The organism is Streptomyces sp. NBC_00400 (genome assembly GCF_036048035.1).
Classification (GTDB): Bacteria; Actinomycetota; Actinomycetes; order Streptomycetales; family Streptomycetaceae; genus Streptomyces.
In genome coordinates this window covers 2,153,952-2,168,399 of record NZ_CP107940.1, presented here as the reverse complement: position 1 = coordinate 2,168,399, position 14,448 = coordinate 2,153,952, and the positions used below count along the sequence as shown (strand labels likewise).

The 14,448-nt window shown below is 72.6% G+C and carries 9 protein-coding genes; all 9 read left to right on the top strand.

What is annotated here, in order from left to right:
* The first annotated feature begins 187 nt into the window (after positions 1–187).
* Positions 188–2,413, top strand: coding sequence for an ATP-binding protein (locus OHS81_RS09395; protein ID WP_328384191.1), 2,226 nt, complete (start codon positions 188–190; stop codon positions 2,411–2,413).
* A 351-nt stretch (positions 2,414–2,764) separates the two neighbouring features.
* Positions 2,765–4,405 (top strand): PucR family transcriptional regulator, encoded by a 1,641-nt coding sequence (locus OHS81_RS09390; RefSeq protein ID WP_328384189.1) that lies wholly within the window; start codon positions 2,765–2,767, stop codon positions 4,403–4,405.
* Positions 4,406–4,731: 326 nt separating this feature from the next.
* A complete protein-coding gene (locus OHS81_RS09385) occupies positions 4,732–6,192 on the top strand; it encodes an aldehyde dehydrogenase family protein (RefSeq protein ID WP_328384187.1) in 1,461 nt (486 codons plus the stop codon).
* A gap of 522 nt (positions 6,193–6,714) precedes the next feature.
* Positions 6,715–8,634 carry an acyl-CoA dehydrogenase family protein gene (locus OHS81_RS09380; RefSeq protein WP_328384185.1) on the top strand — a complete coding sequence of 640 codons (1,920 nt, stop codon included), beginning with the start codon at positions 6,715–6,717 and terminating at the stop codon, positions 8,632–8,634.
* 150 nt (positions 8,635–8,784) lie between these two features.
* Positions 8,785–10,059 (top strand): 1-deoxy-D-xylulose-5-phosphate reductoisomerase, encoded by a 1,275-nt coding sequence (gene dxr, locus OHS81_RS09375; RefSeq protein ID WP_328384183.1) that lies wholly within the window; start codon positions 8,785–8,787, stop codon positions 10,057–10,059.
* Positions 10,056–11,357, top strand: coding sequence for a M50 family metallopeptidase (locus tag OHS81_RS09370; protein WP_328384181.1), 1,302 nt, complete (start codon positions 10,056–10,058; stop codon positions 11,355–11,357). Before dxr ends, OHS81_RS09370 begins: the two co-directional genes overlap by 4 nt.
* A 173-nt stretch (positions 11,358–11,530) precedes the next feature.
* Complete coding sequence (gene ispG, locus OHS81_RS09365; protein WP_088800325.1) at positions 11,531–12,688, top strand: flavodoxin-dependent (E)-4-hydroxy-3-methylbut-2-enyl-diphosphate synthase; 1,158 nt, start codon at positions 11,531–11,533, stop codon at positions 12,686–12,688.
* A gap of 172 nt (positions 12,689–12,860) precedes the next feature.
* Complete coding sequence (locus OHS81_RS09360; protein WP_328384178.1) at positions 12,861–13,706, top strand: GNAT family N-acetyltransferase; 846 nt, start codon at positions 12,861–12,863, stop codon at positions 13,704–13,706.
* A 24-nt stretch (positions 13,707–13,730) separates the two neighbouring features.
* On the top strand, positions 13,731–14,264 hold the full coding sequence (locus tag OHS81_RS09355; RefSeq protein WP_328384176.1) for a GNAT family N-acetyltransferase: 534 nt from the start codon (positions 13,731–13,733) through the stop codon (positions 14,262–14,264).
* The last annotated feature ends 184 nt before the right edge of the window (positions 14,265–14,448 follow it).

Here is a 14,448-nt window from a genome sequence, read left to right as displayed (position 1 = left end):
GAGAAGTGCGCGTGTTGCGTTGTCCGCACCGGACATAGCGGCGGGCCACGGCCAGTAGATTGTGCGGCGGCGCGCCCGGCAGCGGCGGACACCAGCGCGGGCATGACAATGGCACCGCGGCCGTACGACGCGGCCGGCGGCGCCAGGACGCAGCAGGCCACGGCTCAAGGGGGACAAGGGGCACCGGATGGACACCGAGGGCACGCACGACGCACAGCACACCGCTCCCCAGCGGGCGGACGGAGCGCACCGACCCGAACCCGCGGTGCCGCGCCCCGCGGCACCGCCCACCCCGCCGGCCGCCGGGCCGCGCACCCCGCCACCGCCCGCCGCCCCGCCGGCCGTGCCGGTCGTGCCGGCCGTGCCCGCCGCCCCGCCGGCCGCCGCGCCCCGCGGCTCCACGGCCCTCGAACCGGCGCTGCTGAGCTGGCTGCGCACCCCGCGCCCGGGCGCCGCACCCGGCATCTGGACCTACGGTCACCGGCCCCGCCCCGCGCAGGAGTCCGACCGGGTCCCCGGACGGCAGCTGATCAGCGGAGCGGCGATCTCGTTCCTGTGCGGGTGGCTGCTGTGGTCGTTGCTGTGGAACGGGTATCTCGGCGGTTACTGGCTCTGGCCGCTGCTGCTGCTCACCCCGGACTCCTGGCGGTCGGCCGGCGGCGACAAGATGGTCTACGTCTGGGCCACCTATCTCTACTACGGGCTGGTGCTGGCGCTTCTGGTCGTCGTCTTCGGCCGTATGGGCCGCTGGCCGGAGCTCGTCCGCCGCTTCCTGGGGCCGGTCCTCGGCCGCTTCCGCAACCGCGGCCCCGCCGTCCCCAGGCCCCAGCCCGCCGCCGACCGCGCGCAGTGGCCCGATCTGCGGGCACACGGTGCCGCGGACGCCGCCGACAAGCTCACCACCGAGGCGCGGGCCGGCCGGATGAACGATGTGGACGTGGCCAGGATCGAGCGCGCCTGGCGCTCGGTGCGGTCCGGCAAGAACTCCCTGGCCTCCTTCACCGACACCGTGCTCCGGCACGGGGCGGCGGCCTGTGCGCATCCGTCCGGGCGGCGCGACCTGCCGCGGCGCACCGCCCACCACGATCTGCTCGCCCACCAGGTCCGTATCGGCACCGCCGCCGACCACCACCGCAACCCGTATCGGCACCGCGGCGCCGGATGCGCGCTGGATCCGGGGGTGTTGGGCACCTCGCTGCTGGCGGTCGGGCCCGCCGGCAGCGGCAAGACCACCCGGGTCGTGGGGCCGGTGGTGGAGTCGATGTGCCTGCAGGCGCTGGCCGGGCAGGCCGCGGTGATCGCCGTCGGACCGGCCGGTTCCGACCTCGGTCCTGACGAGGCGTTCGACGTGGTGGTCAGGGTCGGCCGCCCGGATCCGGACTGCGACCTCGACCTGTACGGCGGCACCACGGACCCGGACGAGGCGGCCGGGATCCTGGCGGAGGCACTGGTCGGCGATCTCGCCGAGCAGCTGGCGGGCGGTGACAGCCGGCGCGCGGCGACCGCACTGGCCCAGTTGCTCGGCCCCTTCCGGGCCGTCCACGACCGCTTCCCCACCGTTCCCGAGCTGCGTGAACTGCTGGACGGCGCCCCCTCGGCGATGTCCGCGCTGCGCACCGCCCTGCAGGACGGGGACGCCCACACCCTGCTGCGCGAACTGGACGCCCGGGTGCGCCAGTCGGAGCGCCCCGGCGATCCCGGCGTGCTCCTCGCCGACCGCCTCGCCCTCCTGGACCGGCCCGCCTTCGCCGCGTTCTTCGACCCCACGGGAGGCACCCGCCAGGTCTCCCTGCGTGCACTCGACCATCCGCTGCGGGTCCGTATCGAATTGCCCGAGCGCGGCCACGCGGAAGCGTCACGGATCCTCGCCCGGCTGGTTCTGGCGCAGTTCACCGAGTGTGCGGTGGCCCGCGGCGACCGCTCGTTGTTCGCCTGTCTGGTGCTCGACGAGGCCGCCCACACGATCACCGCCGAGGCGCTGCGCGGTCTGCAGCGGCTGCGTTCGGCGAACGCCGGCGCGGTGCTGACACTGCGCTCTTTGGACGACATCCCCGATGCGCTGCGCGGCACGCTGCTGGGCACCGTCGGCTGCCGGATGGCGTTCGCGGGCGTGACGACATGGGACGGCGCCCGGTTCGCCGAGGTGTGGGGCAAGGAGTGGGTGGAGACCCGCGATGTCACGGACCGTCAGATCATTGCCGAGGGCGCCGCGATGAAGGCGTTCCACCTCTTCCGTCACCTGGTCACCGGCAAAGCGGTCACCGCCAAGGCCGTCACCGTGCGCACCGTGGAACGTGAGCGCTGGTCCGCGTCCGATCTGGCCAATGCCGTTCCGCCCGGCCATGCGGTCCTCTCCGTGACCTCGGTGGCCGGGGAGCATGCGCCGCCGGTGCTGGTGGATCTGCGGTCCTGAGCGTGGTGGGCGCCGGTCGGCCGGCCGGCGGTCGGTGGGGGAGGTTCGGCGGGTGCGACGGGGGTGGCAAGGCCCCCGTCGCCCCCTCGTCGTGGACCCGTGCTCGCAGGGCCCGAGCGGATTTGGCCGGAGCTGAGCTCCCCCGGATTCCTCCATTGAGGCAGAATCGGCAGTGGCCGTTCATACGAGGCGGCGTAAAGAATCGGTCGGTGACCGGTCAGCGGCAGTCGTCGGCAGTCGTTGGCGGTCGTCGGTAGTCGTCGAGCGGTCAGTGGCCGGTCCTTGAGCGACCGGCCGGTGACCGGTTGCCGACCGGTCGTCCCTCGCAGTCGTCGACGTCATGAAGGTTCCATGCCGCACACCCTCGCTTCCCTGGTCAACCACACCGCGCTCAAGCTGACCGTGCTCGCGGGGGAGGGGCGGCTGGAGGTGCCGGTGCGCTGGGCGCACGCCAGCGAGCTGATCGATCCGGTGCCCTACATGGAGGGCGGGGAGCTGCTGCTGATCACCGCGCTCAAACTGGACGCGGAGGACGCGGAGGCGACCCGCAGGTATGTGCGGCGGGTCGCGGAGGCCGGGGTCGTCGGGCTGGGATTCGCGGTCGGGGTCAATTACGAGGGCGTTCCGCAGGCGCTGGTCGAGGCGGCCGCGGAGCAGGATCTGCCGTTGCTCGGAGTACCCCGCAGGACGCCGTTCATCGCGATCAGCAAAGCGGTCTCGGCCGCCGTCGCCGCCGATCAGTACCGCGCGGTGACCGCGGGGTTCGAGGCGCAGCGGGAGCTGACCCGGGCGGCGCTCAGCGCCGAGGGGCCGGCCGAGCTGCTGGCCCGGCTCGCGGCGCATCTGGACGGCTGGGCCGCGCTCTACGACGCGTCGGGCGCGGTGGTGGCCGCCGCCCCCGACTGGGCGGCCCGCCGCGCGGCCCGGCTCGCCGACGACGTCGGGCGGCTGCGTGAGCGGCCCGCACCCGCCAGCTCGGTCGTCAGTGACACCGACGGCGACGACCGGGTCGAACTGCAGTCACTGGGCACCGGGCGCCGGGCCCGCGGTGTGCTCGCGGTCGGGACCGCCGCGCCGCTCGGCACGGCCGAACGCTATGCCATGCACTCCGCGGTCGCGCTGCTCACCCTGACCACCGAGCGGTCCCGGGCGCTGCAGGACGCCGAGCAGCGGCTCGGCGCCGCGGTGCTCAAGATGCTGCTCGCGGGGGAGCCGGACCATGCGCGGGCGGTGGCGGGCCGGCTCTACGGCGGGCTGCTGGACGCGCCGTTCCGGATGGTGGTCGCGGAGGCGGTGGCCGGCGACGCGCAGGCGGCGGCCGCGGGCGGCGGGGGATCGGGCGTCCTCGACGGGCTGGCCGATGCGATGGACTCCGCGGCCGCGCGGACCGGCGAGGCGGTGCTCGCGGTGCCGGACGGCGGCCGGCTGATCGTGCTGGTGGCGGACGGCGGGGCGGCCGCGGACGCCTGTGCGGCGTACGCCGCCGCGGCCGAGGCCCGCACCGCTGCGCAGCCGCGGCCGCATGGCCGGGCGGGACGGGCCGAGGCGGGCCACGCGGAGGGGGTGACCGTCGGGCTGTCGGCGCCGACCGGGCCGACGGCCGCCGCGAACGCCTACCGCCAGGCCGAGCAGGCGCTGTCGGTGGCCCGCCGGCGCGGCCGTGCGCTGGTCGAGCACGAGGACGTGGCGGCCGGTTCCGTGCTCCCGCTGCTCGCCGACGACGCCGTCCGCGCCTTCGCGGACGGGCTGCTGCGGGCACTGCGCGAGCACGACGCCAGGGGCCGCGGCGATCTGGTGGCCTCGCTGCGCGCCTGGCTCGCCCGGCACGGCCAGTGGGACGCGGCCGCCGCCGACCTGGGCGTACACCGCCACACCCTGCGCTACCGGATGCGGCGGGTGGAGGAGATCCTGGGCCGTTCGCTGGACGACGCGGACGTCCGGATGGAGCTGTGGCTGGCGCTCAAGGCGACGTCGGGCGCCCCGGGGGAGTAGCCCGTCCAGGAGGAACAGCCGTCCAGGGGGGAGTGTGGGGCCGGGCCTGCCCCGGGCAAGCACCCGTACGCCCCTCCACCGTGGCCCGTACGCCCCTTCACCGCGGCCCGTACGCTCCCTCCGCGCCCTTCACCGCGGCCCGTACGCCCCTTCACCGCAGCCCGTACGCTCCCCTCCACCACGGAGAGACGGCCCCACCGATTTCTACGCTTCGGACAAACGCCACGGCGCCGCCGCACCCCTACCGTGGATCCCGAGTCAAAACCGCAGAGCCGCTCGCTGAGCCATGCGCATCACCCACCACTTCTGAAGGGCCGGGTTCCACTGTGCCGATCCCCACTGATGCAGCCCCCACCGCCTTCTGGCTCGCCGGCCGCGAGGCCACCGGCGAGGCCACCTTCGACGTCACCTCCCCCTGGGACGGACGCCTCGTCGGCACGGTGAGCGTCCCCACCGAGGCCCAGGTCGAGGATGCCGTCGCCGCCTCCGTCGCGGCTTTGGACGAGCTGGCCGCGACCCCCGCGCATGTGCGGGCCGCCGCGCTGGACCATGTGCACCGCCGGCTGGTGGAGCGTACGGAGGAGATCGCCCGGCTGATCTCCGCGGAGAACGGCAAGCCCATGAAGTGGGCGCGCGGCGAGGTCGGCCGGGCCGTCTCCGTGTTCCGGTTCGCCGCCGAGGAGGCCCGCCGCTTCAACGGCGGCGAGGCGCAGCGCCTGGACACCGACGCGGGTGGTGCAGGGCGGCTCGCCCTGACCCGCCGATTCCCGCGCGGCACGGTCCTGGGCATCGCCCCGTTCAACTTCCCGCTGAACCTCTGCGCTCACAAGATCGCCCCGGCCATCGCGGCCGGCGCCCCGATCATCCTCAAGCCGGCGCCGGCCACGCCGCTCTCCGGCCTGATCCTCGGCGAGCTGCTGTCCGAGACCGAGCTGCCGGCCGGTTCCTGGTCCATCCTCCCGGTGCCCAACGACCGGATGCCGGCGCTGGTCCAGGACGAGCGGCTGCCGGTCGTCTCCTTCACCGGCTCCGAGAAGGTCGGCTACGCGATCCTCGACTCGGTGCCGCGCAAGCACTGCACCCTGGAGCTCGGCGGCAACGGCGCGGCCGTCGTCCTGCCGGACTACTCCTCCGAGGCGGACCTGGACTGGGCGGCGCAGCGCATCGCCACCTTCTCCAACTACCAGGGCGGCCAGTCCTGCATCTCGGTGCAGCGGGTGATCGCCGACGCCTCCGTCTACGACCGCCTGGTGCCCAAGATCGTGGCGGCCGTCGAGGCGCAGGTCACCGGCGACCCGTCGGACGACGCGACCGAGGTCGGCCCGCTGGTCGACGAGAACGCCGCCCAGCGCGTCGAGTCCTGGGTCGACGAGGCCGTGGAGCGCGGCGCGAAGCTGCTCGCGGGCGGCAAGCGCGACGGCGCCTCCTACGCGCCGACCGTGCTGGCGGACGTGCCCGCCGACGCCACCCTCGCCTGCGAAGAGGTCTTCGGCCCGGTGCTCACCCTCAAGAAGGTCGACGGGGAGGCGGAGGCCTTCGCGGCCGTCAACGACTCCAAGTTCGGCCTCCAGGCAGGCGTGTTCACCCACGACGTGCAGACCGCCTTCCGCGCCCACCGCGCGCTGGAGGTCGGCGGTGTGATCGTCGGCGATGTGCCGTCCTACCGTGCCGACCAGATGCCGTACGGCGGCGTCAAGCAGTCCGGTGTGGGCCGCGAGGGCGTGCGGTTCGCGATGGACGACTACACCTATGAGCGGGTGCTGGTCCTCACCGGCCTCGCGCTGTAATCACCGCCCGATCCGCTCTGGTCCCACCCGACCCGGTCCGGACCGGTGGACAGCGGCGGCCGTCCCTTGGGCCGTCACACCAACCGGACCCGGGCCGGCACTCCCGGCGCCGGCCCCCGGCGCGGCGCGCTCCGGCACCCTGTTTCCGGAGCGCGCCGCGTCCCCCGTTTCCGGCATCACCTCTCCCGTCATGCCGGATCTTGACGGTAAGCGGCACGGGCCCCTCCCTTCCTCCTGTCTGAGAGGGAGCCGCGGCGGTCCTCCGGGGGAGGCGCCGGGGCCCTGCGTACAACCAGCGCGGTATGCCGTACCCCCCGAACGGCGGAGGGCGGCGAGCGGTCCCGGACCGGCGCCAGGGGGGTATGTCCCACTTGGTAGGGAGTGGCCTTCCGTGCGGCCCTCTCCCGCCGCCTCCCGTGGTGCAACCCGCGCGGATCGGGTAACTCTCACAAGTAGCGCTGTCCAGCGGCCGACCGGCCCGCCGGCGCTGAACTCCCGATCCCGCGGCGAGGTGAGCTCCTGATGACCGCTCCATCCATCCGCAACGTTTCCGAGCGCGAAGCACGCCAGGTCGCCGAGGCGGCCCGCGAGCAGGACTGGCGCAAGCCCAGCTTCGCCAAGGAACTGTTCCTGGGGCGCTTCCGGCTCGACCTCATCCATCCGCACCCCACCCCCGCGGTCGACGACGTACGCCGTGGCGAGAAGTTCCTCGCCACGCTGCGCGACTTCTGCGAGAGCGAGATCGACGGCGCCCGGATCGAGCGCGAGGGAAAGATTCCGGACGAGACCGTGCACGGGCTCAAGGAGCTCGGCGCGTTCGGCATGAAGATCGACGCGAAGTACGGCGGCCTCGGACTCACCCAGGTCTACTACAACCGCGCCCTGGCCCTGGTCGGCACCGCCAGCCCCGCCATCGGCGCGCTGCTCTCCGCGCACCAGTCGATCGGCGTGCCCCAGCCGCTGAAGCTGTTCGGCACCAAGGAGCAGAAGGAGACCTTCCTGCCGCGCTGTGCCCGTACGGACATCTCGGCCTTCTTGCTGACCGAGCCCGATGTCGGCTCGGACCCGGCCCGGCTGGCGACCCTGGCGGTCCCGGACGGCACGGACTACCTCCTCGACGGGGTCAAGCTGTGGACCACCAACGGCGTGGTCGCCGACCTGCTGGTGGTGATGGCGCGGGTGCCCGCCTCCGAGGGGCACAAGGGCGGCATCACGGCCTTCGTCGTCGAGGCCGATTCACCCGGCATCACGGTCGAGAACCGCAACGCCTTCATGGGCCTGCGCGGCCTGGAGAACGGGGTGACCCGCTTCCACCAGGTGCGTGTCCCCGCCGCCAACCGCATCGGCCCCGAGGGCGCCGGCCTGAAGATCGCCCTCACCACCCTCAACACCGGCCGGCTCTCGCTGCCCGCGATGTGCGTCGGCTCCGGCAAGTGGTGCCTGAAGATCGCCCGCGAGTGGTCGGCGGCCCGCGAGCAGTGGGGCCGGCCGGTCGCCAAGCACGAGGCCGTCGGCGCCAAGATCTCCTTCATCGCCGCCACCACCTTCGCCCTCGAAGCGGTCGTCGACCTCTCCTCCCAGATGGCCGACGAGAACCGCAACGACATCCGCATCGAGGCCGCCCTCGCCAAGCTCTACGGCTCCGAGATGGGCTGGCTGATGGCCGACGAACTGGTCCAGATCCGCGGCGGCCGCGGCTACGAGACCGCCGACTCGCTCGCCGCCCGCGGCGAACGCGCCGTCCCCGCCGAGCAGATGCTCCGCGACATGCGCATCAACCGGATCTTCGAGGGCTCCACGGAGATCATGCACCTGCTGATCGCCCGCGAGGCGGTGGACGCCCATCTGTCGGTCGCCGGTGACCTCATCGACCCCGACAAGTCGCTCGCCGACAAGGGCCGGGCGGCGGCCAAGGCCGGCGGGTTCTACGCCCGCTGGCTGCCCAAGCTCGTCGCCGGACCCGGACAGCTCCCGAGCACCTACCAGGAGTTCGGGCGGCTGGCCGGCCATCTGCGCTATGTCGAGCGGACCTCCCGCAAGCTCGCCCGCTCCACCTTCTACGCGATGTCCCGCTGGCAGGGCCGGATGGAGACCAAACAGGGCTTCCTCGGCCGGATCGTGGACATCGGCGCCGAACTCTTCGCGATGAGCGCCGCCTGCGTACGGGCCGAGTACCTGACCGAGACCGGTGACCACGGCCGCGAGGCGCAGCAGCTGGCCGATGTGTTCTGCCGGCAGGCGCGGATCCGCGTCGAGGAACTGTTCGGCCGGCTGTGGACCAACACCGACGAGCTCGACCGCAAGGTCGTCGACGGGGTCCTCGACGGCAGCTACACCTGGCTGGAGGAGGGCATGACCGACCCCAGCGGCGACGGCCCCTGGATCGCCGATGCCACCCCGGGCCCGAGCCGGACGGACAACGTCCGGCGGCCCGTTCGCTGAGCGGCCCGCGGCTGCCCGCGCCCCGGGGCCGGTCCGGAAGTCCGGACCGGCCCCGGGGCCGTGCGGCCCGCAGCGGTCAGCGGCCCGCATGATCGGCATGACATGCCCTGGGTGTCCGCGGCCCCCCGGCAACCGGCCACAATGGACCACATGACGGACTCCCTCGCCCACCCGCATCTGCGCTTCGAGCCGGCCGCCGCCGATCCCGACGGCCCGAGCGGCCCCCGTTCCCTCGTCATCCTCGGCTCGACCGGGTCGATCGGCACCCAGGCGATCGACATCGTGCTGCGCAACCCCGACCGGTTCCGGGTGACCGCGCTCTCCGCGGCCGGCGGCCGGGTCGGGCTGCTCGCCGACCAGGCGCACCAGCTGCGGGTGAGCGCCGTGGCCGTGGCGCGCGAGGACGCGGTGCCCGCGCTGCGCACCGCCCTGGCCGACCGCTACGGCGCGGGCGAGCCGCTGCCCGAGATCCTGGCCGGCCCCGACGCGGCCACCGCCCTGGCCGCCTCCCCCTGCCACACCGTCCTCAACGGCATCACCGGCTCCATCGGCCTCGCCCCGACCCTGGCCGCTCTGAAGGCGGGCCGGGTGCTGGCCCTCGCCAACAAGGAATCGCTGATCGTCGGCGGCCCGCTGGTCAAGGCCGTCGCCGCGCCCGGCCAGATCATCCCCGTCGACTCCGAGCACTCCGCGCTCTTCCAGGCGCTGGCCGGCGGCGAGCGCGCCGAGGTCCGCAAGCTCGTGGTCACCGCCTCCGGCGGCCCGTTCCGCGGCCGTACGAAGCGGGAGCTGGCCGGTGTCACGCCCGAGCAGGCGCTGGCCCACCCCACCTGGTCGATGGGCCCGGTCGTCACCATCAACTCCGCGACCCTGGTCAACAAGGGCCTGGAGGTCATCGAGGCGCATCTGCTCTTCGACGTCCCGTTCGACCGCATCGAGGTCGCCGTCCACCCGCAGTCCTACATCCACTCGATGGTGGAGTTCACCGACGGCTCCACCCTCGCCCAGGCCAGCCCGCCCGACATGCGGATGCCGATCGCGCTGGGCATCGGCTGGCCCGAGCGGGTCCCGGACGCCGCACCGGGCGTGGACTGGACGAAGGCGCAGACCTGGGAGTTCTTCCCGCTGGACGAGGAGGCCTTCCCCTCCGTCCCGCTGGCCCGCCACGTCGGTGATCTGGGCGGCACCGCCCCCGCCGTCTTCAACGCCGCGAACGAGGAATGTGTGGACGCGTTCCTCCAGGGCGGGCTGCCCTTCACAGGGATTGTGGATACGGTCGCCGCAGTGGTCGCCGAGCACGGGACGCCGGCCCGGGGAACTTCCCTGACGGTCGCCGACGTCCTGGAGGCGGAGACCTGGGCGCGCGCCCGCGCCCGCGAACTGGCCGCCCGTGCGGCACGGACACCTTCGGAGGCTCGCGCATGACGACCTGGATGACCATCCTCGGCATAGTCGTCTTCGTCGTCGGTCTGCTGTTCTCCATTGCCTGGCACGAGCTCGGCCACCTCTCCACGGCCAAGCTGTTCGGTATCCGCGTGCCGCAGTACATGGTGGGCTTCGGGCCGACGATCTTCTCCCGTAAGAAGGGCGACACCGAGTACGGCATCAAGGCCGTTCCGCTCGGCGGCTACATCCGCATGATCGGGATGTTCCCGCCCGGCGACGACGGAAAGCTGCAGGCCCGCTCCACCTCGCCGTTCCGCGGCATGATCGAGGACGCCCGCTCGGCGGCCTTCGAAGAGCTGCAGCCCGGCGACGAGAAGCGGCTCTTCTACACCCGCAAGCCCTGGAAGCGCGTCATCGTGATGTTCGCCGGGCCGTTCATGAACCTGATCCTGGCGGTCGTGATCTTCATGAGCGTGCTGATGGGCTTCGGCATCAACACCCAGACGACCTCGGTCGGCTCCGTCTCGGACTGCGTCATCTCGGCGGCCGCCAAGACCGACAAGTGCCCGCACGGCGCCAAGGACTCCCCGGCCAAGGCCGCGGGCCTGCGGGCCGGCGACAAGATCGTCTCGTTCAACGGCCACGCCGTCCCCGACTGGGGCGCACTGCAGCAGCAGATCCGCGACACCACGGGGCCTGCCGCCCTCGTCGTCGAACGGCACGGGGCGCGCCAGACGCTGCACGCCAACCTGATCGAGAACAAGGTCGCCAAGACCGACGGCCACGGCGGCTATGTCCCCGGACAGTTCGTCACCGCCGGATTCCTCGGCTTCACCCCGGCCAGCGGCGTCGTCCCGCAGTCCTTCGGCCAGTCCGTCGACCGCATGGGCAACATGGTCGAGCAGGGCGTCTCCTCGCTGATAAACCTGCCCGCGAAGGTCCCGGACCTGTGGAACGCGGCCTTCAACGGCGGCGAGCGCAAGCAGGACTCCCCGATGGGCGTGGTCGGCGCGGCCCGGGTCGGCGGCGAGGTCTTCTCCCTGCACATCCCGCCGGAGCAGCGGGTGGCGACCATGCTCTTCCTGGTCGCCGGCTTCAACCTCTCGCTCTTCCTGTTCAACATGCTGCCGCTGCTGCCGCTGGACGGCGGGCACATCGCCGGCGCCCTGTGGGAGTCGGTCCGGCGGGCCTTCGCCAAGATCGTCCGGCGTCCCGACCCCGGCCCCTTCGACGTGGCCAAGCTGATGCCGGTCGCGTACGTCGTCGCCGGGATCTTCATCTGCTTCACGCTGCTGGTGCTCGTCGCCGACGTGGTGAATCCGGTGAAGCTGACCTAGAAAGCACGTTTGGCGGCGGCCGGACACCTCCGTGGCGTTTGGAGGTGTCCGGCCGTCTCCTTTCGTGGCGCCACAGGGGCGCGATGTGCTCATAGCAACCCCCGTGCCGTAATCTCGAAGACCGGAGCCCGCCGCTGCGGGGCCTAGATCCACACCTTGGGGTTGCTCGCCAGATGACTGCCATTTCACTGGGAATGCCGGACGTACCGACCAAGCTTGCCGACCGCAGGGTCAGCCGCAAGATCCAGGTCGGAACGGTCGCCGTGGGCGGAGACGCACCGGTCTCGGTGCAGTCGATGACGACCACGCGGACGTCCGACATCGGTGCCACACTGCAGCAGATCGCCGAGCTGACGGCCTCCGGCTGCCAGATCGTCCGGGTCGCCTGCCCGACGCAGGACGACGCCGATGCGCTGCCGGTGATCGCCCGGAAGTCGCAGATTCCGGTCATCGCGGACATCCATTTCCAGCCGAAGTACGTCTTCGCCGCGATCGACGCCGGCTGCGCCGCGGTCCGCGTCAACCCCGGCAACATCAAGCAGTTCGACGACAAGGTCAAGGAGATCGCCAAGGCGGCCTCCGACGCCGGCACCCCGATCCGGATCGGCGTCAATGCCGGCTCCCTGGACCGCCGCCTGCTGCAGAAGTACGGCAAGGCCACCCCCGAGGCGCTGGTCGAGTCCGCGCTGTGGGAGGCGTCCCTCTTCGAGGAGCACGGCTTCCGCGACATCAAGATCTCGGTCAAGCACAACGACCCGGTCGTGATGGTCAACGCCTACCGCCAGCTCGCCGCCCAGTCGGACTACCCCCTCCACCTCGGCGTCACGGAAGCCGGCCCCGCCTTCCAGGGCACCATCAAGTCCGCCGTCGCCTTCGGCGCCCTGCTCAGCGAGGGCATCGGCGACACCATCCGCGTCTCGCTCTCCGCGCCGCCCGCCGAAGAGGTCAAGGTCGGCATCTCCATCCTGGAGTCGCTCAACCTGCGCCAGCGCCGGCTGGAGATCGTCTCCTGCCCCTCCTGCGGCCGCGCCCAGGTCGATGTCTACAAGCTCGCCGACGAGGTCACCGCGGGCCTGGACGGCATGGAGGTGCCGCTGCGCGTCGCCGTCATGGGCTGCGTCGTCAACGGCCCCGGCGAGGCCCGCGAGGCCGACCTCGGCGTCGCCTCCGGCAACGGCAAGGGCCAGATCTTCGTCAAGGGCGAGGTCATCAAGACCGTCCCCGAATCGAAGATCGTCGAGACCCTTATCGAAGAGGCCATGAAGATCGCCGAGCAGATGGAGAAGGACGGCATCGCCTCCGGCGAGCCGACCGTGGCCATCGCCGGCTGAGCCTGCGCCGCCCAGCCCCCGAGCCCCGCCGCCCGCACCGGGCCGCGGGGCTCGCCGCTGCCCGGGACAATGCGTCCCCGGCGCCCGGGTGCTTCCGCGCAGGTGGAGGTAAAGTGCCAGGACCTGCTTCCGCCTGGCCTCCCAGGCCCGTAACGGTGAGGCTTTCCGACACGTGCTGACGACCACCACCATCAAGGTCCTCGAGCCCGGGGACCTCGACGATGCGCTCGCGGTCCTGGACCGCGACCCGGTCGCCAACGCCTTCGTCGCCGCCCGCGTCCAGGTCGCCGGCCTCGATCCCTGGCGGCTGGGCGGCGAGATGTGGGGCTGGTACGTCGGCGGCCGCCTGGAGTCGCTGTGTTACGCCGGCGCCAACCTCGTCCCGGTCTGCGCCACCCCCGAAGCCGTCCGGGGCTTCGCCGAACGCGCCCGCCGCCAGGGCCGCCGCTGCTCCTCCATCGTCGGCCCCGCCGAGGCCACCGCCGAGCTGTGGTCGCTCCTGGAGCCCTCCTGGGGACCGGCCCGCGAGATCCGCGCCCACCAGCCGCTGATGGTCACCACTGCACCGGCCGCCGAGATCGCCCCCGACCCCTACGTCCGGCGGATCCGCAAGAACGAGATGGACCTGATCATGCCCGCGTGCGTGGCCATGTTCACCGAAGAGGTCGGCATCTCCCCGATGGCCGGCGACGGCGGGCTCCTCTACCAGGCCCGGGTCGCCGAACTCGTCGGCTCAGGACGCTCCTTCGCCCGTATCGACAACGGCAAGGTCATCTTCAAGGCCGAGATCGGCGCCGCCACCCAGCGGGCCTGCCAGATCCAGGGCGTGTGGGTCGACCCCGCCTACCGCGGCAAGGGCCTGTCCGAGACCGGTATGGCCGCCGTGCTGCGCTACGCCCTCAACGACGTCGCCCCCGTCGTCAGCCTCTACGTCAACGACTTCAACACCGCCGCCCGCGCCTCCTACCGGCGGGTGGGCTTCGAGGAAGTCGGCGCGTTCATGAGCGTACTTTTCTGACCCGCCGCCTTGTACGCTCCGGGCATGGATGACGTCGCGGTCGGCCCGCTTGATCTCGCTGCCCGCGTGGACGACGCGCTGGCCGTCCAGGCACTCGCCTTCGGCCTGAGCGCCGAGGAGATCGCCGTCCGCCGGCACATCGTGCTCCGTCACCTCACCTGCCCCGGCGCCCGCGCCCTCGGCGCCACCACCCCCGCAGGCCGGCTGGTCGGCTTCGTCTACGGCATGCCCAACGACCGCGCCCACTGGTGGTCCACCGTCGTCGAGCCCTACCTCCGGGGCGAGGGCCTGGACCACTGGCTCGACGACTCCTTCACCATCACCGAGCTGCACGTCCACCCCGACTACCAGCACCGCGGCATCGGGCGGACACTGATCACCCGCATCACCGACGGCGCCGCCCAACCACGCTCCATCCTCTCCGCCATCGACACCGAAAGCCCCGCCCGCCGCCTCTACCGCTCCCTCGGCTACCAGGACCTCGCCCGCCGCGTCCTGTTCCCGAGCGCCCCGACCCCGTATGCGGTGATGGGCGCCCCGCTCCCGCTGAAGCGCTGACCCACCACGAGTGGCCCGCCCCCACTCACCGTCACTCACTCCACTCACGGGAGGGGACGGGCCGGAGGGGCCGGTGTGTGGGACGTAAAGCGAAGCAGTCCCACACACCGGCCCCTCCGGCCCGTCACCGCACCCACAGCCCCGCGCAGCGGACCGGCCCGCCGCTGGGGGTACCTCCCACGCC

Coding starts and splice junctions, on each gene's coding strand:
- OHS81_RS09395 (WP_328384191.1), top strand. CDS start 188: ATGGACACCGAGGGCACGCACGACGCACAGCACACCGCTCCCCAGCGG.
- OHS81_RS09390 (WP_328384189.1), top strand. CDS start 2,765: ATGCCGCACACCCTCGCTTCCCTGGTCAACCACACCGCGCTCAAGCTG.
- OHS81_RS09380 (WP_328384185.1), top strand. CDS start 6,715: ATGACCGCTCCATCCATCCGCAACGTTTCCGAGCGCGAAGCACGCCAG.
- dxr (WP_328384183.1), top strand. CDS start 8,785: ATGACGGACTCCCTCGCCCACCCGCATCTGCGCTTCGAGCCGGCCGCC.
- OHS81_RS09370 (WP_328384181.1), top strand. CDS start 10,056: ATGACGACCTGGATGACCATCCTCGGCATAGTCGTCTTCGTCGTCGGT.
- ispG (WP_088800325.1), top strand. CDS start 11,531: ATGACTGCCATTTCACTGGGAATGCCGGACGTACCGACCAAGCTTGCC.
- OHS81_RS09355 (WP_328384176.1), top strand. CDS start 13,731: ATGGATGACGTCGCGGTCGGCCCGCTTGATCTCGCTGCCCGCGTGGAC.